Below are 18,795 nucleotides of genomic sequence, written 5' to 3'. Positions count from 1 at the left end.
CACCCGTACGCAAGGAGCACATCACCATGACCACGATCGCAGTTCTCGGAAACGGCCGCGTCGGCGGCAACCTCGCCGCAGCCCTCACTCGGGCAGGACATCAGGTGACGGTGGCGGACCGCGAGCCGGGCGCCGCCGCCAACGCCGCCCGGACATCCGAGGTCGTCATCAACGCCACCCCGGGCGCCGGCTCACTGGAACGTCTCGCCGCCCTGCGCGCCGAACTGCAGGGCAAGATCCTTGTCGACGTCTCCAACGCCACCACCGACGGACCGGACGGACTTCCCGCCGACCTGCTCTACCCCGGCTCCAGCCTCGCCGAGCAGCTCCAGGAGGCGCTCCCCGGAACCAGCGTCGTCAAGACACTCAACACCATGCTCTTCCCTGTGATGACCGCACCGGACACGCTCGCCCAGCCGCCGACCGCGTTCCTCTCCGGTGAGGGTCCGCAGGCCAAGCAGACCGTCCGCGCACTGCTCGCCGACCTCGGCTGGCACCCGGAGCGGATCACCGACCTCGGCGGCATCCGGACCGCCCGTGCCACCGAGGCTGCGATCCTGTTCGTGCCGCACGTGATCCGCTCCAGTGGATTCGCACCCTTCGCGATCTCCGTAGCCCGCTGATCGCACCAGCACATCGCGGCCGTTTGCCGAGGAGGGCCGCGCCGCAGCCTCTCCCACACCGCGCGATCGACCTCGCGATCCGCGCCGGCAGCTGGTGTCGGCTCTTCCCGGGCTGTGGTCACGACGCAGCCTGTTCGTGGCAGTCACATGCGCACGGCACGCGGACTCAGCCGAGGGCGGTCCCGGTCGCCGGGCGCGCAGCAAATCCGGTGGAGGTCGAGCCGGTGATTCGCCCGCAGAAGTGGAGGATGCAGAAGCCATGCCTCGGACGGTAGGAGCAGCCGGAATCCGTCCTCAACGACCTTGCGGCGACTTGCGCAGCACCACCCGAGCCCCCGTGTCGCAGCCCTGATCGGCTTCCGGGCGTGGCCGCCGTAGACCGCTGCCCCGGTTGTTCGCCGGACTTTGCACAGGCTTGGGCCGTTCGCCCGAGTGACTCGCGGGGAAGCGGCCTAGCATGGCATTCAGGGGGCCGGCCGCTGTGCCTGAGGAGGCTGAGTTCCGTGCAGCGTCGCTCCATTCATTCCGCGCGCAGGCTGGGCCTTTTGACAGCCGGTATGACTCTCACCCTCGGCGTCTGTGCCTCGGGCGCCGACGCACTGCGTTCCTCGGCCCCATCCGGTCTTCCCGCTTCCACGAACGCGCTCTCGCCGCCGGCGGCGGCCTGCACCAACGCGAGCAGACTGGCCGGCTGGTCCAATTTCCGGCTGGCCATGACGACCATCGCCGTGCCCGCGTCCGAGACCGCCCCCGGGCAGGTCAGCACCGAGGTCAGCCAGGGAGCCGGCGGCGTCCTGCTCTTCGGCTCGCAGGCGCCAGCCAACCTCGGCTCGCTGCTGGCCACCCTGCGCAGCCACGTCCCTGGACATCTGGGGCTGCTGGTGATGACGGATGAGGAGGGCGGCGGTGTCCAGCGCATGGCCAACCTGGTCGGCTCCCTGCCCTGGGCTCACACCATGGGCGCCACCTGGTCCGCGGCCCAGATCCAGCAGGCCGTCCACAACGTCGCCGTGAAGATGGCCGCCGCCGGGGTCGACATGGACCTCGCTCCCGTCGCCGACGTCGACGGCCGCGCCGTCGTCCCGAGCGCGACCAATCCCGACGGCCTGCGCTCGTTCGGCGGCAACACCTCCGTCGTCGCCCGCGACACCGTCGCCTACATGAACGGCCTGCGCAGCGGCGGCGTGATCCCCGTGATCAAGCACTTCCCCGGCCTTGGCGACGCCAGCTACAACACCGACTTCGGACCCGCTCACACCCTTGCCTGGTCCACCGAGCAGACCGTCGGCCTGCCGCCGTTCAAGGCCGCCATCGCGGCCGGCGCACCCGCGATCATGACCTCCAACGCCTCCGTGCCGGGCTTGTCCACCAACCCGGGCAGCATCTCGCCGACGCTCATCACCTACGAGCTCAAGGGAAAGCTCGGCTTCCACGGGCTGATCCTCACCGATTCGCTCACCGCCAAGGCCATCTCCGCCGCAGGCTGGAGCGTTTCCGGCGCCGCCGTCCAGGCACTGCGCTCCGGAGCCGACATGATTCTCTTCGGCCCGGTCACGAACACCCAGGCCGAGACCACCGCCATCGCCTCACGCATCGTGTCCGCGACCAATAGCGGCCAACTTTCCCGGGCCCGCCTCATCGACGCCGCGGGCGCCGTCCTGGCCGTGCGGCACGTCAACCTCTGTACGTGAGCCGGGCCGGGTGTGTCGGTGCTCGCGGCCCGGGGCGTTCCGGCCGGGGGCATTGCGCCACGATCCGGCGGGCGTCTCGACGGCGGAGCTGGGTCCCGCCGCCGCGATGGAACGTCGACGGGTTGTTGTTGCACGCCTCGACTCCGCGTTCGTGGACCTGACGCGCTGCAAGATCACGGATTCGCCAGGTTTCGCCATGCCCACGGGGGCTCTCGACGTCCCTTGCTGTGGGCATGGTCAGAACGCACTCCTTCGCGGCGGCGTGGAGGGCCACCTGTGACGCCGCGGATGTCACCGACCAACTGGCGAAGGCGTTCCCGCGCACCCGCGCCCGAGATGCGAAGGCGGCGCCGGCTGACCGACGCAATACTAGGGACCCATCGCCGCCTTCACCCACGACAAGATCGAGAGTGCCGCAATGGACCAGCAAGAGCGACTGCGCCACCTGGTCCTGAACACCCATCCCGAAGATCTCAAAATCGGACTGACTCTCGGGCTGTGGCGCACCTTCGCCCACCCCGACGTCGCCCGCCAACTCGCGAGTGCCGGAGGACTGATCAACGATCCCGCCGGAAGAGCCAGCGCCACAGGCGATGCCTTGCTGGGCCTGATGGAGGAAGGCCTCGACAGTCCCGCGAGCAAACCCGTTCTGGCCCGGCTCCAGGGCATCCACGACGGCATAGACCCAGACCTCATGCGGTTTGTGCTCACCGCCTTCACTCTGCCGCCCATCCGCTTCATCGACCAGTACGGCTGGCGGCCCCTGACTGACACCGAGCGCAACGACTACCTCAGCTTCGCCAGCGGGCTGGCCCGGGAACTCGGCATCCAACCCCCTGCCGGGGACGTCGCCGAATGGACTCGCTGGGCCGACGCCTACGAGCAGCAGCATTTCGGCCCCTCCTGCCACTCCCTGTCCCTGTGGCAATTCGCCGGAGCGCCCCTCGCCGCCCGCCGACTGCCGCGCCCACTCCGCCGCCCCCTGCAACGCAGCGTCGCCAACGTCGCAGGCGCCCTGCTCGACGCCCGGGTCCGCAGCGCCCTGGGGCTGGCCGCCCCCAGCGCCACCGGCAAGCACGCCACGGCTGCACTGCTGCGCCTGCGCGGTTGGGTCATCCGCCGGCGGCAGACCTCATAGCGCGACCATTGGCTCCCCACCCGCAGCATCAACTTTCCCCGTCCACCCGTTCGGGCAGCACGTCTCAGGTCTCGGGAACCCATTCCACGGGAGGGGGCATGCGACTGTAGTGGGGTCCCCTGGGGCCGTAGTGGGCGAGGTGCAGGATTTCGCCGCCGACCTGGAGTTCTGCAGGCGGAGGGTTGGGGACGGAGATCCGCACGTGACGCCGGCCGTCGATGACGATGCTCTCCCGGAGTCGGTTCCGGGCGTCGGCCCAGCTCTGGGCCTGCTCGCGGGTCCACGGGTTCTGCAGGGTCTGCGGGGCGGACGGGTCGTGGTCGTAGCCGTTGAGGCTGCGGACGAGGCCCTCGCTGTAGACGCCCTTGACCCGGAAGTTCTCCAGGTCGTCCGCGCGCACGACCATGTTGACGTAGCGGCGGCTGTTGCCCCGGTGCCGTCCGACCGCACGCCAGCGACCCCAGCCGGGGTCCCACCGTATGGGCGGGATCCACAGCAGGGCGCCCGCCGGGAAGTGCTTCGTGCCGCGCTCGATCTGGAGTCCGCCGTCGCCGCGCGCGGTCTCCTGCGCCACGTTGGCCACCAGGCACCAGCCCAGCAGCCCGTCCGGCGTCTCTTCTTCGGTGAGTTCTGTGTCAGTCATACCGAGGATCTTGAGGCACGGGACGGGACGCGGACCAGCACTTATCCGGGTGGAGGCGTCGGTGCCGCCGGGGCGCGGTGACGTTCCGTCAGCCCCAGTCCTCCGGTTCCCAGGCGAGGAGCAGGTCCAGCAACCCCCGGTCGCCGTCAAGCTGCAGGGAGTCCACGGTGATGCGGTTGTACAGCCAGAGGACCAGCTCGTTGGCCGTACCGCTGATCGAGAGGCCTGCCGCGTCCGGGTCCTCGCCGACAGCGGGCAGTTGGGTGGTCCGTGCGCCGTCGCCGTCGACCGTGAGGCGCCAGGAGCGGCCCTCGGTGGCGTGGAGGTCGAAGGCGGTGGGCTTGTGCGGCCAGGCGCTCGTCGTGAAGCTGGCGATGAACAGGTTCTCCTCGACACCGTCGAGCGCCACCTCGAGCGGCAGGGAGGGCGACTCTCCCACGGTGAGCTCGGCGTCGTAGGTGTGCACCGCGATCTCCTGGACCTGGTGCCGGGCGACGCCACCGGCGGTGTGCGGCGTCTGGGTGTTGCCCCAGCCGGTGAAGCAGCCCTGGTCCGGACCGGCCTCCCGCAGGGCCGCCAGCAGCAGTTCGGTGGAGCCGGCCAGCCAGGCCAGCACGGCCTCCGGCTCCTGCGGCGCGACCGCGTCACCCTGGGCCGGGGTCCTGGACGTGGCGTCCGGCCCGGCGGCGACGGTGGCGGCCCAGCGGCGGCGACCCTCGCCGATGTGCTGCACCAGGTCGGCCAGCGTCCACTCGGGGCAGGTCGGCACGGGCAGGTCGAGGCTGGGCGCGGCGGCGATCGCGGCGCGGAACGCGGTCGAACGATCGTCGATCAGACGCAGCAGATCGGGGAACTCCAGAGTCTTGTGCACAGCGGTGGTTCTACCACCGTGATCCGCCAGCCCGACAGCGATTTTCCCCGCCTTCACGGCGGGGCAACCTGCGGCGGGCCCACCGCGCGCGCCGCGCCGCGAAGTGCCGAGGGCGGCGGCCTCGTGGGGAGGCTGCCGCCCTGCTGGGACCCGGACCGGACGTGAAGTGGGGCGGGGCGTCAGGTCTTCTTCGTGAACTTGCGGATCGCGATCGGCGCCATGACCAGGGTCAGACCGGCGGTCCACGCGAGTGTGACGGTCAGGCCGTGGGCGATCGGGCCGCCGGTCATCAGGCCGCGGGCGGCGTCGGCGAGGCCGGACATCGGGTTGTACTTGGTGAAGCTCTCCAGCCAGCCCGGCATCGAGCTGGTCGGCGCGAAGATCGACGAGCCGAACTGAAGAGGCATCATCACCAGGAAGCCCATCGCCTGCACGGACTGCGCGTTCTTCATGGTCACACCGAGGACCAGGAAGATCCACATCACGGCGGAGCCGAACAGCGCGGACAGGCCGATCGACGCCAGCAGACCGCCCCAGTGGCCGTTGATGTGGTACCCGACCAGCAGCGCGACGATCATCTGGATGGTGACCGCGACCACGAGCCGGATCAGCTCGACCGCGATCTTCGCGATCAGCACCGAGCCGCGGCCGATGGGCAGGGACCGGAAGCGGTCCATGATGCCCTTGTTGAAGTCCTCGTTGAAGCCCGTGCCGACGGCCTGGGCGATGTTCATGCTCATCATCGCGATCATGCCCGGGATGACGTACTGCACGTACGCGGCCTGGCCGCCGCCGAGCGACTGGCCGATCGAGCCGCCGAAGACGTAGACGAAGAGCAGGGTGAAGATCACCGGCATCAGGACCGCGTCCATCATGGACTCGGGGTCCTGCTTGATCCACAGCAGGTTGCGGCGGATCAGCGCGCCGGTGTGGCGCAGGTGGCCGCGCAGGCCGATCTTCGGGTCGGCCTCGACGGTGATGGTCGGAAGGGTGGGGGACAGGGTGGCGGCGCTCATACGGCGACCTCCTCGAGCTCGGGTGCGGCCTGCTCGGGAGCGGACGCCTTCTGGCCGGTGAGAGAGAGGAACACTTCGTCCAGGCTGGGCAGCTCGACGGAGATCGAGCCGATCGTGATGCCGCGGGCGGTGACCTCGGCGACGACCGCGGTCAGCTGGTCGTCGCTGACGATCGGCACCACGACCTCGTCGGACTCGGTATGGACGGCGGCGTCGGGGCCGGTCAGCCGGCGGTCGTCCAGCGCCGTCACCAGCGGGTGCAGCTCCAGCGGGTCGGTCGGGCGGATCCGCAGGGTGCGGCCGCCGACCTTCGCCTTCAGGGCGTCGATCCCGCCGTTGGCGATGACCTTGCCGCGGTCGATGACGGTCAGCTCGGAGGCCAGCTGCTCGGCCTCCTCCATGTACTGGGTGGTGAGCAGCACCGTCACGCCGTCGCGCACCATGCTCCGCACCTCGTCCCAGACCTCGTTCCTGGTGCGCGGGTCGAGACCGGTGGTCGGCTCGTCCAGGTACAGGACGTGCGGGCGGCCGATCATCGACGCGGCCAGGTCGAGGCGGCGGCGCATGCCGCCGGAGTAGGTGCGGGCCGGCCGGGTGGCGGCGTCCGTGAGCGAGAAGCGCTCCAGCAGCGCGTCGGCGCGGGCGCGCGCCTCCTTGCGGGACAGGTCCAGCAGCCGGCCGATCAGGTACAGGTTCTCCCGGCCGGACAGCTTCTCGTCGACCGAGGCGTACTGGCCGGTGAGTCCTATCACCCGGCGCAACTGGCGGGGCTGGCGGACCACGTCGTAGCCGGCCACGACGGCGTGGCCGGCGTCCGGCGTGATCAGGGTGGACAGGCAGCGGACGAGGGTGGTCTTGCCGGCGCCGTTCGGGCCGAGGACACCGAGGACCGTGCCCTCGTGCACGTCCAGGTCCACCCCGTCCAGCGCCTTGGTCTCGCCGTAGTGCTTGACCAGCCCCCGGACGGACACGGCCACCGGGCGGCCGGATTCGGGGTTCTTGTCGATTCGCGTCATGTCCGTCAACGTCCCAGGGCCCGCTGACACAGCGCTGATACGGACTGACAGTCGCCGAAGGACCGCTGTCAGGAGCGCGTCGTCCGGTCTCAGGCCCGGTTGTGCGGAGGTACCGAGAAGGCCCCTGAGCTGCACGGACGGTCTCGACCGGCGCATCCGGCGCGCGCCGTCCCGCGCGCGGGAGCGGGACGTGCCGGACACGTGCTGCGCGCGCGGTCGGCGCGCGCTCTGCCCCGCGAGGCCGCCCGGCGGGAGTCTGCTTGCCACCGCTCGGCACCGCGTCGTCGAAGCCCCGCTCCGACGCCGCGGGAGCCGCTCGCCCGACACGGAGGACGGCCGCCCATGACCACGGACACCAACATCGAGATCATCACCGCGTGCTACGAGTCGTTCCTCAAGGGCGACGCGGACGGCATCCTCGCGGCGCTCAGCGAGGGCGTGGACTGGGGCGTGGAGACCACCACGACCGCCGCGCCCTGGTACGGGACGCGCATCGGCAAGGCCGAGGTCGCCGCCTTCTTCGGGGAGTTCGCGACCGCGATGGACGTCGAGGAGTTCACCCCGCTGGTGTACGCGGCCAGCGGCGACGACGTGCTGACCGTGGTGCGCTGCCGCGCCCGGCACCGGACCGGCGGCCGCATGGTGACCATGGACCTGCACCACCACTTCACGCTGCGAGACGGGCTGATCGTCCGCTACCGGGGCACCGAGGACACCGCTCAGGTCGCCGCGCTGTTCCTCGACGACTGACCCTCAAGGACCCCGCAGCGGTAGCGACCCGGGCGCTACCGCTGCGGCCGTTCCCGGCCCGGGCCGGTGGCGAGAACCGGTCACCGGGGCGTGAACCGGTCAGCTGAACTCGGCGTCGGTGCGCAGCTGCAGGCGGACGTTGGTGTCGGTGGTGCCGTTGTTGGTGACGCAGGCGGTGTAGTAGCCGGCGCCGGGGAAGGTGTGGAGGCTGGTGCGCAGTTCCGCGGCCCAGGCGGAGACCAGCCCGGGGGAGCCGGTGCCGGGGACGGTCGCGCCGTTGAACTGGATCTTGAACTTGGCGCCCTGGCCGGTGGCCTGGCCGTCGCCGCGGACCTGGTAGCCGGCGTACTGCTGGACGCAGTGCTGCTCGCCCGGGTGGAGCGTGCCGCCGTAGAACTGGTTCGCGGAGGCGCTGCCGGCGGCGACGAGCAGGCCGGTGGCGCTGAGGGCGGCGGTGGTGAGCACGGTGGCGAGACGGGTGGCGCGGCGGTTCTTGGCGAGTGCCATGGCGGATCCCTCCGATGCGTGGAGAACGGCTGCGAACCGGGCGTTCTGCCTGGTCGGTCCGTTGCGATGCCTTGAAGGTAGGCGCGCCGCCTGACCACTCGACAGATCAGCTCCGGTCCGATCCGCAGCCGTTCCGTGTCCGTTGTGCCCACTTCGCGTCCGCGACCCGTGTGCCTCCGTGCGCTGGTTGACTGCGGCCTGCGACGCTCCGGAGACTGCTGGCGTGCACGTGCCGTCGGGTGCGGCCGCCGGGGGAGTGGGGGCAGGGTGACGGGACGGTTGGGGGACCAGCTCGCCCGACGGCGCGACCAGCGGTTCGCCGGACGGCAGGCGCAGTGCGGGGCCTTCCAGGAGCTGCTGCAGCGGTCGACCGGAGCGGTGGTCCACCTGCACGGGCCGGGCGGGATCGGCAAGAGCGTGCTGCTGCACCGGTTCGCGGCCCTGGGCGCCGCGGCCGGGCGGACCGTGGTCTGGCTCGCGCCGGACCGCCCCGGCCCCGAACCGCTGCCCACCGGGAAGGGCCAGTTGCTGCTCCTGGACGTCGGCCGTCCGGGCGTCACCGACGCGGCGGCCCTGTGCGAGCGACTGCTGCCGACGCTGCCGGACGACACGCTCCTCGTGCTGGCCGACCGGGAGCTGCCGCCGCTGGCCTGGCGGGTCGATCCCGCCTGGCAGGGGCTGCTCCACTCCATGCCGCTCGGCCCGCTGGACCGGGAGGACAGCCACGAATTGCTGCGGCTCCGGCAGGTGCCGGCCGCCGAGCACGACCGGATCCTCGAAGCCGCAGGCGGCCACCCCCTGGCCCTCGCGCTGGCCGCCGATCTGTGGCACCAGTCCGGATCGGGTCCCACCCAGCTGACCGGCTCCCCGCGGGTGGTCCACGAGCTGCTGGCCCGGCTGCTGGAGCACGTGCCCACCCCGGGGCACCGTCTCGCGCTGGAGGCGAGCTCCCAGGTCCTGGTCACCACCGAGCCGCTGCTGGCCCACCTGCTCCAGGTGCCCGACGCCCGCGAGGTGTTCGACTGGCTGCGCGAGCTGTCGGCGATGCACGCCGGGCGTCTGGGGCTGGCCCCGCACGACCTGGTCCGCCGGGCCCTCGACGCCGAACTGCGCTGGCGCGACCCGGACCGCCACCGCGAGCTCGGCCGTCGCGCGGCCGGCTACTACCAGCAGTTCTTCGACCGCGGCGACCTCGCCCGACAGCAGGCGGTGCTGAGCGACTTCGCCTTCCTGCACCGCGACAACCCGGCCGTCGCGACCCTGCTCGCCCCGCTCCCCGACGGCGTCGCGTCCGGCGGGGCACTCGCCGCCCCTTGGCTGGAGCGCCTCGCCGTCCGCCCGGCCACGGCGGCGGACCAGTCGCAGCTGCGCGCCATGACGCGACGCCAGGAGGGCCCCGAGTCCGCCGAGCTGCTGCGGGCGTGGTGCGCCCGCCCCGGCACCGAGGTGCTGGTCGTGGCCGAACCCGGTGGCCGGATCGAGGGGTTCTGCGCCGCGCTCACGCTCGACGCAGCCTTCGACGGTACCGGGCTGCCTCCCGACGCCGCCGCGCCGAGCGATCCGGCCGTGACCGCCGCGCGCGCCTGGCTGTGCGACCCCGACGGCGGCGACCTGCGGCCCGGCGAGCACGCCCTGCTGGTGCGGCACTGGATGAGCCGCGACCGCTATCAGGCGCCCTCGCCCGTGCAACTGCTGATCACGCTGACGCTGACCCACCGCTCCCTGGTCCGCAACAGGCCGGCCCTGACCCTGCTGGCCTTCTCCGATCCGGAGAGCTGGCAACCCGGTTGCGGCTACGCCGACTTCGTCCGCCTGCCGCAGGCCGACTTCACCACCGACGCCCACCGGTTCGGCGTCTTCGTGCACGACTGGCGGCGCACCCCGCCGCTGACCTGGCTCAGCCTGCTCACCGCCCGTCAGGAGGCGGACGACCCGGGCTCGGTCACCGCGCCGGAGGCCCCGCCGGCCACCAGGCTGCTCTCGCACGAGGACTTCGCGGCCGCCGTCCGGCTGGCGCTGCGCGGCCTCGGCCGCGCGGGCGGCCTGAGCGACACACCCCTGCTGCACTCGCGGTTGCTGGCCGACCACGTCGGCGGGGCCGCGGACGACCCCGCTCAGGACGCGGACGCGCTCCGCACGGTGCTCCTGGACGCCGCCGGACGGCTGCGCGCGTCACCGCTGGACCGCAACGCCTACCGGGCCCTGCACCACACCTACCTGCAGCCCGCGCCGAGCCAGCAGCGCGCCGCCGAGATCCTCGCGCTCCCGATGAGCACCTACCGCCGCCACCTGGCCAAGGGCGTCGAGCGTCTGACCGAACTCCTCTGGCAACAGGAGACCGCACAGCCCGCGCGCAGCTGACCGGCAGAGGCGGGCCCTGTCGTCCGCGGCGGCTGCCGGACCGCGCGCGGGCACGCAGCGTGGTTCACCCGATCGGATGCGAGGACGGGCAGCCGCCCGGGGTCTTTGCTGAGCTGAGCGCGCACCCACGATCTGAGACGAAGGAGTGCGTCATGCCGCAGAACGGCATCACCCCGCAGGACCAGGACTTCGACGACGACTACAACACGGTCGAGGAGTCCGACGGAGGATTCGGCTTCGGTGACGAGTTCCTCGCCGACCTGGACGACGTCCTGACGGACGAGTAGTCACCTGCGCCCCAGAGGGCGTGACAAGGCCCCGACGCCGGGCACGGCGTCGGGGCCCTTCGTTGCCGACGCGGCGCTCGCGGACGGCTCGTGGCCTGGTCGGGAGCGCGGCCTCGGCCAGGGAACCGCCGTCGCGGCAAGCTTTCCGGCGGTCGGCTGCGGTTAAACACGGCAGGGCCGGTAATGCGGCGGCAATAACGATCGGCAAAATCGAATTCGACCGGCAATATCGCCGGTTTCACTGCCTGGGGTGGGGTCGGAATAGATCGGCTGAGTGTCGACAACCCTTGTGCTATTGACAGTTCACGCCGCCTTCACCATGATTGGCATGTCCACAGGAATATGCGCGGGGGATTTTCTTTGTCTTTCTCCGTGCCTATTTCTGGAATTGCACTCCTGTCCACCGAAAGGAGAAAGCCATGAAGAAGATCGGTCTCCGCAAGGCTGGTCCGGTTCGCCTCACCACCGCGGCGCGCCCGCTGTACTTCCCGTGGACGTGCGTCCAGCCCAACTGATCACACCCCGACGGGTGAGGGTGCCGGCCGCAGCGGTCTCCACCGTGGCCGGCACCCGGCCGTCTCGGCCGTCCATCCCGTCGGCACGCTCTGGAAGGATCCCTGTGACGCTGGACGAGCCGGTGGCGCTCCATCAGCTGGTGTATCTGGAGGAGGGAGACGAGGTCACCGTCGGCTGTGCCGCCACGGAGACCTACGCGGTGCTCCCGCCGGACGGCGCCGCCCTGGTGCGGATGCTCGGGGACGGGCTCACCCCCCGCGAGGCGGCGCAGCGCTACCGGCAGGAGTACGGCGAGGACGTCGACATCGCCGACCTGCTCGACGGACTGCGGGAGCTCGGCTTCGTGCGGGAGGCCGACGCGCCTGAACCCGGCGAGGTCGCCCCAGTGCGCTGGCAGCGGCTCGGGACCGCGCTGTTCAGCCGGCCGGCGATGGCCGCCTACGCCGCGCTCACGGTCGCCGCGCTCGTCGAGACGATCAGGTCGCCGCGGCTGCTGCCGCGCACCGACCACCTCTTCTTCACCCCGTACTACTCCCTGATCGTCCTGATGCTGTTCGCCGGTCAGGCACCGCTGATGGCCCTGCACGAGGCCTTCCACGCCCTGGCCGGTCGCCGGCTGGGCCTGCGCTCCCGGCTGTCGGTCGCACGCCGCCTCACCTATCTGGTGCTGGAGACCTCCCTCGACGGACTGGTCACCGTGCCGCGCCGCCGCCGGTACCTGCCCATTCTCGCCGGCGTTCTCGCCGACCTGCTGGCGGTGGACGTGCTCACGCTGGTCGCCGACCTGACCTGGCGAACCGGCGGCGTGGTCGCTCCGCTCTGCCTGGCGCTGTCCTACGCGACGGTGCTGCGTATCGCCTGGCAGGGATTCTTCTACCTCCGCACCGACGTCTACGTGCTGCTCGTCACGGTGCTGGGCTGCCAGGACCTGCACGCCGCCTCGGCGGACCTGCTCCGCAACCGGTTCCGCCGGATCACCGGTCGGCGCCCGCCCGTCGACCTGTCCCGCCACGGCGCTGCCGACCTGCGGGCCGCGCGCTGGTACTCCTGGCTGATGCTCGTCGGCTACACCTTCACGCTCGCCATGTTCCTCGGCGTACTGGTGCCGACCTTCGCCCGCTTCGCGCACGACATCTGGCACCGCTTCTCCGGACACGTCTCGACGGCCGCGCAACTGGACTCCTTCACCCTGACGGCCCTGGCCGTGGGCGAGGGCCTCGCGGTGCTCTGGCTGGCTTTCCGGGAACGCCGCGCGGCGCAGGGCGCCACCGGCGGCCTGGCGCGACCGGCCTGACCCCCGCTCGTTCTCACCGTTCCGTTCACCTCGTCGCACGAAAGGCAGTCCTGCCATGCCGGAGCATCGTCATCTGTGGATCAGGGCTCAGCTGGGGACGGAACGCGTCAGGGCGCGTCGGGGACTCGACCTCCCGCCTGTGCTCGCCGAGGTCAGCGCCCACCGGCGACTGCGCGGCCCCTACACGGCGGCAGGGGCGATCCTGCGGGCGCTGGTCCCTGACGCGCTCGAACGCTGTCCCGAGGTGGTGGCCCGTCATGACATCGAGATCCTTTCGACCACCCCGGAACTGCGCGACGTGGTGCCCGCGACACGCGAGACGCTGACCTCGCTGGCCGTGCCGAAGGAACGCACCCGCTTCTACTCTCCGCTGCGGACCCTGCGCATCGCCCACGGTCTGGTCGAGTTCGTCGAGGAGTACCTGGGCGCTCTCGACGCGGGCCCTCGGGCCCTCGTGGTCGGTGACGCCCACCGGGCGGATCCGACGGACGCGGAGTTCCTGGCCGTGTTGCTGCGCCGCGTCCCCCCGGAGCGGCTCCGTGTGGTCGTCACCACGGACGGCGAACCGCTGGAGATCCCCGTCGGCCCCGGACCGGAGACGCTTCCCACGGCGCTCGAAGCCCACTGCGCGCTCATCGAAGCGGAACCGGAACCGGAGGCCGACGCTGACGCCGTGACGGGCATGGAGCGGGCTGCTTGCTACGTCGCAGGCGACGGCACCGACGACGACCCCGCGGTTCTGGTCGCCTACCAGGAGCTCCCGCCGGCCGAGCGCGCGGCGCTGCACGACCGGCGCCGGGCCGAACTTGAGGCGACCGGTCAGGCGTCGCTCCTGCTCGGCGCCGTCCCGTGGCACGCCCAGCACGGCTCGGCCCCGGCCGACACCGGGGCCGACGCGCTGCGGCACGCCCTCGACTACTGCATGGACCTCGGCTACTACCACGCCGTCGTGGACCTCGGTGAGCGCGGACGGCTGCTGGTCGACCACCTGAGCCACCCGGATCACTGGTGGGCGTTCACCACCAAGATGACCACCTCCTTCGCCGCGCTGGGACTGCCCGAACGCGCGCTTCCGCTCTACGACGAGGCACGCACCCTCAGCAGCGCGCCCGAGGTGCACATGCAGGCGGCGTACGCGACCGCGATGCTGTACACGCGGCACTTCGAGGAGGACCGGCGCGACCACGACGTGGCCCGCGCCTGGGCCAACCAGGCCATCGCGTTCGCCAGGTGGGCCCCGGACCCGAAGGAGCGCGAGGCGCTCACGGTGTTCAACCGCAACGGGCTGGCGCTGGTGGAGGTTCACCAGGGTCGGCTGCAGGAGGCCCTGACCCTCCTGGACACCTGCATGGCCCGCCTGGACGAGACCCTGGAGGCCGACGAGCACGCGCTGCACCGCTCGGTGCTGCGGTACAACCGCGCGCAGGTGTACGCGGGCCTGAAGCGTTTCGAGGACGCCGTCGCCGATTACACCGCGGTGATCGAGCGGGACCCCAACTACGCCGAGTACTGGTTCGACCGCGGCATGCTCCACCGCCAACTGGGTGAGCTGGAGCACGCGCTGACCGACTACGACCAGGCCGTCCGCCTGTCGCCGCCGTTTCCTGAGGCGTACTTCAACCGCAGCGACGTCCGCACCGAACTGGGCGACCTCGACGGCGCCGTGGCCGACCTCGGCTACGTGCTGCGGCTGGACCCGGCCTTCCCCTCGGCCCACCTCAACCGCGGCGCGCTGCTGGCCCAGTTCGGGGACGCCCACGCCGCGCTCCACGACGCCGAGGCGGGGCTGGCCCTGTCGCCCGACGATCCGCAGCTGCTCTGCCTGAAGGGCAGCGTGCTGGCGGAGACCGACCCCGCCGCTGCGGAGCAGGCGTACGCCGCCGCGCTGGCAGCGGACCCCGCATGCGGCCAGGCGTGGGCGCTGCGCGGGGAGCTCGCCTACCAGGAGGGCGATCTCGGCCGCGCCACGGCGGATCTGGAGCGGGCGGCCGCGCTGTCCGAGGACCCGGGGGTCCGTTTCAACCTCGCGCTGGTCTACCACGACGCGCAGCGGTACGACGACGCGGTCAAGCTGCTGGACGCCCTCCTCGACTCGGAGGACGACGCGGACGCGCGGCTCCAGCGCGCACGCTGCCTGATGCTTCTGGACCGCCCCGACGCGGCCCGCGCCGACCTGCAGGCCTGCCTGGACAGCGACCCGGCCAGCGCCGAACAGGTCTACGACCTGATGCCCGACCTGCTCCCCGGCTGACACGCCGCGCGGCCCCGACGCGATCCGTCGGGGCCGTGGCCCGTCTCCGCGTCCGGCAGACCGTGCTCTGGGGTTCGCCAGAGCACCCGGGTCCGGTTCCCGCCCTCGGGAACCGGCTCGCTCAGTTGGTGGTGACGCTGCTGCGAACCAGATGAGGTAGGCGAAGAACCCTCCAATTAGCAGAATGGCTAAGAGGATCCATCCCGTTGCACCGAAAATTCCTCCTGCATGGCTTTAGGCGTGACATCCAGAGGGGGCCGTACGGGCCGTACTGGTTGATCCTTCTGTGGCCTGCGAACTGTTTACAACGACGCCTTGGGCATCGGGCTTGCGCGTCGCTGCAGCAGCGCGGCGCGGCTCCGTGCACGGGCAGGAGCACAACGGGAGCCCGGGAGCGCCGACGATGTAGCCGAGGCAACGCCCATGCTGCTCAGCGCGGTTGAGTGGGAAGTCGCAGTTCGGGCACCAGTCGGCCGCCGCTGAGTATGAGGCTGGCGGCCAGGACGGCGCCCCTGCGTCGTCCGCGGGGGTGCCAGGGCGGGCTTCGCCCTGGCTCACCGAGACCACTGCTCGCGCCACTCGGGGTACTGCTCGTGCAGCTCCTGGACGATCAGGGCTCCCTCGGGCTGGAGATTGCCCAGCCGGGCCGCAGCACGCAGCCTCTTCCAAATCGCGCGGTCGAGCACCGGGTCGGGCTGAGGCGAGCTCGCGAGGCCGGAGGCGGCAGGGCGGGACAGTGTGGTCTCCGGCGGCGGTGCAGGGGCGTGCGCGTGGCTCATCGGCTTGGTCCTCGCTTCCGGGCGTGGATTCCGTCCCGACCACGGTGCGGCTACTGCTGAGGACATCTCAACTTTCTTGCACCGTTTTGCACGCCTGCGCCGACTAGGCCGAGATGCCTGCCCGTGCTCCGGCGATCAGGTCACGGGCGTCCCGCCCGTACACAGCGAGGCTCTCCAGCTCCGCGAAGCAGCGCTCGTAGAGCGCCACTTCGTGCCGGGCCGTGATGTCGAGCTGCGCGGTGACCAGCTCGACCATGACCGCGCGGGAGTCGAAGAGGTAGAAGGACTCCAACGGGAGCATGGAGTGGGGTGAGCGGTCGACCCCGGCCGGGATGATCCCCAGCCGAATGGCCGGCAGCCGCGAGACTGCGATCAGGTGCGTGAGCTGGTCTCGCATCGCGGCCGGGCCACCGATCACGAAGGACAGGACGGCCTGCTCGACGACCACGACGAAGCGGTGCTCGGGCGACCGCAGCAGGCGAGCACGCTCAGCACGCCGCGCGACCGCCTGGTCCACATCGTCGGGGATGCCTTCGACGCGGACCCAGGTGCGCAGCACGGCCGCGGTGTAGTCCGCGGTCTGGAAGAAGCCGGGCAGAAGGTTGGCGCAGTAGACCCGCTGGACGCGGGTGCGCTCCGCGACAGTCATGGCCTCGTCCTGGAAGACCCTCAGGCCGTGGCGCTGCCGCTCTCGCCACTCCCGATAGAGGATGTTCGCCTCCGCCGTGGCGTCGGCGAGCTCCTCCGCGACTGCGCTCTCGGCCTGGGTGGCGCCGCACCAGGCCTGGATGTCCGCGAGGGACGGAGCGGTCAGGGCGCGCTCGATGCGTGACACCTTCGATGGGGACCAGCCGCAGCGTGCCGCCAGCTCGACGCCCGACAGGCCTGCGCGGGTGCGCAGGCCGAGGAGGCGAGAGGCGACGCGCTCGCGGACTTCCTGGGCCCCGGAGTGGGGGGATCGTGCCATGTCAGGTCAGTGGATCTCGTACTTCTCGTGAGGGATGGCGCGGTCCCAGAGCTCGCTCCAGGCCACGCACATGCGGACGGCGAGCGGCGGATCGGTGCGAAGGTCCCAGCCGTGGGAGTTGCCGTCCCCGTCGAGCTCGTTGAACGCCACCGTGTGGTCGTCGAAGAGCCAGAGGTCCTCGGCCGGGATCAGCAGGTCCCTGGCCATCGCGCGAGGAAGCCAGCGCACCTGTTCGCCGGCGGCGATGTTGGCGGCGGTGATGGCGTGGAGCCAGCGGGTGTACTCGGTCACCGGTTCGGAGACGATCCGCAGACGTTGCACGGAGCAGCCGCGGTTCAGGGCGGATCGAACGATGCCCGTCCATCTGCTCCAGCCGTCACCGTCGGGGTCGACGTCGAGTGTCCCGTCGCCGCGCCAGGCCTGGAACTCGACCTCTTCGTCGGGTACCAGGTAGCGGTCGCGCAGCTCCAGGTGTCTCGCGTGCTCGTTGGCGGTGCCGATCAGGTCAGCCCAGTTCGGCTGCATCACAGGCCTTCCTCAGTGCGGCCGCCATGCGGAAGGGGATGCGCACGACGCCCTCGCCGTCGGGGATGCCGGGCGCGTGGTCGAGGGCCGGGTTGGCTTCGAGGTCGGCGACCAGGGCAGGGCTGGGTAGCCAGCCCTGGAGTACGAACTCCTCGTGCTCCTGGTCCACGTAGACGGTCGGCGAGCCGGACTTTCCGCTTTCTTCGTCGACAGCGATCAGCTGGAGCGACATCTGCATCTCCTCTCGGCGTTGCACGACGTTGCACTCAACCCTCCCGGCCTACCGATGTGCCGTCAAGTACTCCGTATGCGCCACGCTGTAGCTGGGACGATCGAGCATGCTCCCCAGAGAAGGCGGAATGCGAGGCGAGACTTCCACCTGAGCGAGTTGCGTCTGGGCGGGCTTGACAAATCTGGACCCAGAGTTGCCGCTACTTTACGGTTCGTCACGAACACCATTCGTCGGTCGCCAGGCGAAACAGGCACCTTCGGGAGCCCGTGACTTCACTTCAACTGGGCAAACCACGTACGCCACTCGCTCACCGAGCGAAAGTGTCTTCGGACTCCGTGAATCCGCGTCCCTCTCTTGCCGTAGGCGTCCACACGCCGCAGAGAGGATCAACATGACCAAGAAGCCCAAGACCACTGCGCAGAAGCGGGCTCGCGAGCGCTCCCGCGAGCTGGGTATCCCCTACACCATCGCTCTCAACCAGTTTCTGCCTGCGGACGAACGCACCCGGCATAGTCGGATGCCGCCCAGGGCAGACCGAAAGAGCATCCAACGCGCTTCGACTCACGCCATCGTGACGGATGGTGTCCAAACGCCAACTCTTTGGCCTAGGAGCCCCTGTGGCGAAAACGCACTACGGGACCACACCGCGCGGCGGCTACATGGTGATCTTCTTCACGGAGCGGGAGACCGAAGCCATCGCCGAAGACGCGACAACCGTCGGCTCCATCGCGGCTGCCTTCATTCCCGAGCCTCACACGGCAGCGGTGGTCACCGGCATGAGCCTCGTTCTGAAATGGAAGGCGAAGAGCGCCTTGAGGCGCGACAAGTGCCTATCGGTGCAGGTGGCTGGCCTAGTGGCCATACCGAGGGCATACAAACCGGGCGTGGATGACATTCCGCCTACGCCGCAGGGCAATTGGTCGTGAGCCGAGGGCTGCATACCGGACGGACTCTCGGCCCTGTTCAGCCCTGGGTGGGCCAGGACCACTGCTTGGGCTGGCCGCCTTGGAAGCGGCTGGCGGCCCAGTAGCCGTCGTGTCCGTCGAGCAGGACTCGGATGGTGGGTCAGTCCGGGTTGGGTACGAGCTCGGTGTCAGCGCCGAGGCTGAGGCCGGAGGGCTGGGGTCGGGTGGCGTGTCAGCGGGGTCGCCGAGGAGCCGGATTGCAGCCTTCTCGGCTGCGCGCAGGCGACGCAGGCTGCTGCCGTGCATGCGGATCTCGACGTGGTGTTGGCCGTGGCTGACGCTGACCCGCATCAGCCGACGTGCTCGACGGCGGTGCGCACGAACGCGTCCTTCGCCTCCAGGAGCTTCCGCAGCCCGACGGTG

General features: G+C 70.8%; 18 protein-coding genes. 9 read left to right on the top strand and 9 right to left on the bottom strand.

All coding sequences use genetic code 11. From position 1 onward, the window contains the following. Positions 1-26 precede the first annotated feature (26 nt). The 3 genes from BS83_RS13575 (at position 27) to BS83_RS13560 (ending at position 3,452) form a co-directional block, all read left to right on the top strand. Complete coding sequence (locus BS83_RS13575) at positions 27-623, top strand: NADPH-dependent F420 reductase (RefSeq protein ID WP_037604138.1); 597 nt, start codon at positions 27-29, stop codon at positions 621-623. Between the two features lie 557 nt (positions 624-1,180). Then, the gene (locus tag BS83_RS13565) at positions 1,181-2,314 is read left to right on the top strand and encodes a glycoside hydrolase family 3 N-terminal domain-containing protein (RefSeq protein WP_084713445.1); all 1,134 of its coding nucleotides are present in this window, start codon (positions 1,181-1,183) and stop codon (positions 2,312-2,314) included. A 418-nt stretch (positions 2,315-2,732) separates the two neighbouring features. Beyond that, entirely contained in the window at positions 2,733-3,452 is a 720-nt protein-coding gene (locus BS83_RS13560) for an oxygenase MpaB family protein (RefSeq protein ID WP_051943020.1), read from the top strand. Between the two features lie 64 nt (positions 3,453-3,516). Here the strand turns inward: BS83_RS13560 and BS83_RS13555 are convergent, their stop codons facing one another. The 4 genes from BS83_RS13555 to BS83_RS13540 form a co-directional block, all read right to left on the bottom strand. After that, a complete protein-coding gene (locus tag BS83_RS13555) occupies positions 3,517-4,095 on the bottom strand; it encodes a hypothetical protein (RefSeq protein WP_037604135.1) in 579 nt (192 codons plus the stop codon). Between the two features lie 88 nt (positions 4,096-4,183). Next, positions 4,184-4,966 (bottom strand): maleylpyruvate isomerase N-terminal domain-containing protein, encoded by a 783-nt coding sequence (locus tag BS83_RS13550; RefSeq protein WP_037604134.1) that lies wholly within the window; start codon positions 4,964-4,966, stop codon positions 4,184-4,186. Between the two features lie 179 nt (positions 4,967-5,145). Beyond that, positions 5,146-5,982, bottom strand: a complete 837-nt coding sequence (locus BS83_RS13545; protein WP_037604133.1) for an ABC transporter permease — start codon at positions 5,980-5,982, stop codon at positions 5,146-5,148. Then, a complete protein-coding gene (locus tag BS83_RS13540) occupies positions 5,979-6,998 on the bottom strand; it encodes an ATP-binding cassette domain-containing protein (protein ID WP_037604132.1) in 1,020 nt (339 codons plus the stop codon). Before BS83_RS13540 ends, BS83_RS13545 begins: the two co-directional genes overlap by 4 nt. Positions 6,999-7,340: 342 nt before the next feature. On the opposite strand from BS83_RS13540, the gene BS83_RS13535 reads away from it, so the two are divergent. After that, on the top strand, positions 7,341-7,748 hold the full coding sequence (locus BS83_RS13535) for a nuclear transport factor 2 family protein (protein WP_037604131.1): 408 nt from the start codon (positions 7,341-7,343) through the stop codon (positions 7,746-7,748). A gap of 99 nt (positions 7,749-7,847) precedes the next feature. On the opposite strand, the gene BS83_RS13530 is transcribed toward BS83_RS13535, so the two are convergent. Beyond that, on the bottom strand, positions 7,848-8,255 hold the full coding sequence (locus BS83_RS13530; protein ID WP_037604130.1) for a hypothetical protein: 408 nt from the start codon (positions 8,253-8,255) through the stop codon (positions 7,848-7,850). 267 nt (positions 8,256-8,522) lie between these two features. Between BS83_RS13530 and BS83_RS13525 the strand changes: the two genes are divergently transcribed. The 4 genes from BS83_RS13525 (at position 8,523) to BS83_RS13515 (ending at position 14,964) form a co-directional block, all read left to right on the top strand. Next, entirely contained in the window at positions 8,523-10,616 is a 2,094-nt protein-coding gene (locus tag BS83_RS13525; RefSeq protein ID WP_037604129.1) for an ATP-binding protein, read from the top strand. 152 nt (positions 10,617-10,768) lie between these two features. Continuing rightward, positions 10,769-10,903: a hypothetical protein gene (locus BS83_RS48320; RefSeq protein ID WP_269664853.1), complete on the top strand. Its 135-nt coding sequence runs from the start codon at positions 10,769-10,771 to the stop codon at positions 10,901-10,903. Between the two features lie 619 nt (positions 10,904-11,522). After that, on the top strand, positions 11,523-12,713 hold the full coding sequence (locus BS83_RS13520; protein WP_198035230.1) for a hypothetical protein: 1,191 nt from the start codon (positions 11,523-11,525) through the stop codon (positions 12,711-12,713). A 55-nt stretch (positions 12,714-12,768) separates the two neighbouring features. Next, complete coding sequence (locus BS83_RS13515) at positions 12,769-14,964, top strand: tetratricopeptide repeat protein (RefSeq protein WP_084713443.1); 2,196 nt, start codon at positions 12,769-12,771, stop codon at positions 14,962-14,964. Positions 14,965-15,518: 554 nt separating this feature from the next. Here the strand turns inward: BS83_RS13515 and BS83_RS13510 are convergent. The 4 genes from BS83_RS13510 to BS83_RS13495 all read right to left on the bottom strand — a co-directional run bounded on the left by BS83_RS13510 (position 15,519) and on the right by BS83_RS13495 (position 17,467). Next, on the bottom strand, positions 15,519-15,743 hold the full coding sequence (locus tag BS83_RS13510; RefSeq protein ID WP_037604128.1) for a hypothetical protein: 225 nt from the start codon (positions 15,741-15,743) through the stop codon (positions 15,519-15,521). Between the two features lie 103 nt (positions 15,744-15,846). Further along, positions 15,847-16,710: a Scr1 family TA system antitoxin-like transcriptional regulator gene (locus BS83_RS13505; protein ID WP_037604127.1), complete on the bottom strand. Its 864-nt coding sequence runs from the start codon at positions 16,708-16,710 to the stop codon at positions 15,847-15,849. A gap of 6 nt (positions 16,711-16,716) precedes the next feature. Continuing rightward, entirely contained in the window at positions 16,717-17,235 is a 519-nt protein-coding gene (locus BS83_RS13500) for a DUF6879 family protein (RefSeq protein ID WP_037604126.1), read from the bottom strand. Then, the gene (locus tag BS83_RS13495) at positions 17,216-17,467 is read right to left on the bottom strand and encodes a hypothetical protein (protein WP_037604125.1); all 252 of its coding nucleotides are present in this window, start codon (positions 17,465-17,467) and stop codon (positions 17,216-17,218) included. The genes BS83_RS13500 and BS83_RS13495 overlap by 20 nt, the downstream gene beginning before the upstream one ends. Positions 17,468-18,084: 617 nt before the next feature. Here BS83_RS13495 and BS83_RS13490 point away from each other — a divergent pair. Next, positions 18,085-18,393, top strand: coding sequence for a hypothetical protein (locus tag BS83_RS13490; RefSeq protein WP_037604124.1), 309 nt, complete (start codon positions 18,085-18,087; stop codon positions 18,391-18,393). Positions 18,394-18,795 lie beyond the last annotated feature (402 nt).

This window comes from Streptacidiphilus rugosus AM-16 (genome assembly GCF_000744655.1).
In the GTDB taxonomy this organism is placed as follows: domain Bacteria; phylum Actinomycetota; class Actinomycetes; order Streptomycetales; family Streptomycetaceae; genus Streptacidiphilus; species Streptacidiphilus rugosus.
The sequence above is the reverse complement of the archived record's forward strand: the minus strand, read 5'-3'. Positions and strand labels throughout refer to the sequence as shown.

Bases quoted from the DNA above. Each gene is read 5' to 3' on its own strand.
- BS83_RS13575 (WP_037604138.1), top strand. From the start codon at position 27: ATGACCACGATCGCAGTTCTCGGAAACGGCCGCGTCGGCGGCAACCTC.
- BS83_RS13530 (WP_037604130.1), bottom strand. From the start codon at position 8,255: ATGGCACTCGCCAAGAACCGCCGCGCCACCCGTCTCGCCACCGTGCTC.
- BS83_RS13565 (WP_084713445.1), top strand. From the start codon at position 1,181: ATGACTCTCACCCTCGGCGTCTGTGCCTCGGGCGCCGACGCACTGCGT.
- BS83_RS13560 (WP_051943020.1), top strand. From the start codon at position 2,733: ATGGACCAGCAAGAGCGACTGCGCCACCTGGTCCTGAACACCCATCCC.
- BS83_RS13555 (WP_037604135.1), bottom strand. From the start codon at position 4,095: ATGACTGACACAGAACTCACCGAAGAAGAGACGCCGGACGGGCTGCTG.
- BS83_RS13545 (WP_037604133.1), bottom strand. From the start codon at position 5,982: ATGAGCGCCGCCACCCTGTCCCCCACCCTTCCGACCATCACCGTCGAG.
- BS83_RS13535 (WP_037604131.1), top strand. From the start codon at position 7,341: ATGACCACGGACACCAACATCGAGATCATCACCGCGTGCTACGAGTCG.
- BS83_RS13500 (WP_037604126.1), bottom strand. From the start codon at position 17,235: ATGCAGCCGAACTGGGCTGACCTGATCGGCACCGCCAACGAGCACGCG.
- BS83_RS13515 (WP_084713443.1), top strand. From the start codon at position 12,769: ATGCCGGAGCATCGTCATCTGTGGATCAGGGCTCAGCTGGGGACGGAA.
- BS83_RS13495 (WP_037604125.1), bottom strand. From the start codon at position 17,467: ATGTCGCTCCAGCTGATCGCTGTCGACGAAGAAAGCGGAAAGTCCGGC.
- BS83_RS13540 (WP_037604132.1), bottom strand. From the start codon at position 6,998: ATGACGCGAATCGACAAGAACCCCGAATCCGGCCGCCCGGTGGCCGTG.
- BS83_RS13510 (WP_037604128.1), bottom strand. From the start codon at position 15,743: ATGAGCCACGCGCACGCCCCTGCACCGCCGCCGGAGACCACACTGTCC.
- BS83_RS13505 (WP_037604127.1), bottom strand. From the start codon at position 16,710: ATGGCACGATCCCCCCACTCCGGGGCCCAGGAAGTCCGCGAGCGCGTC.
- BS83_RS48320 (WP_269664853.1), top strand. From the start codon at position 10,769: ATGCCGCAGAACGGCATCACCCCGCAGGACCAGGACTTCGACGACGAC.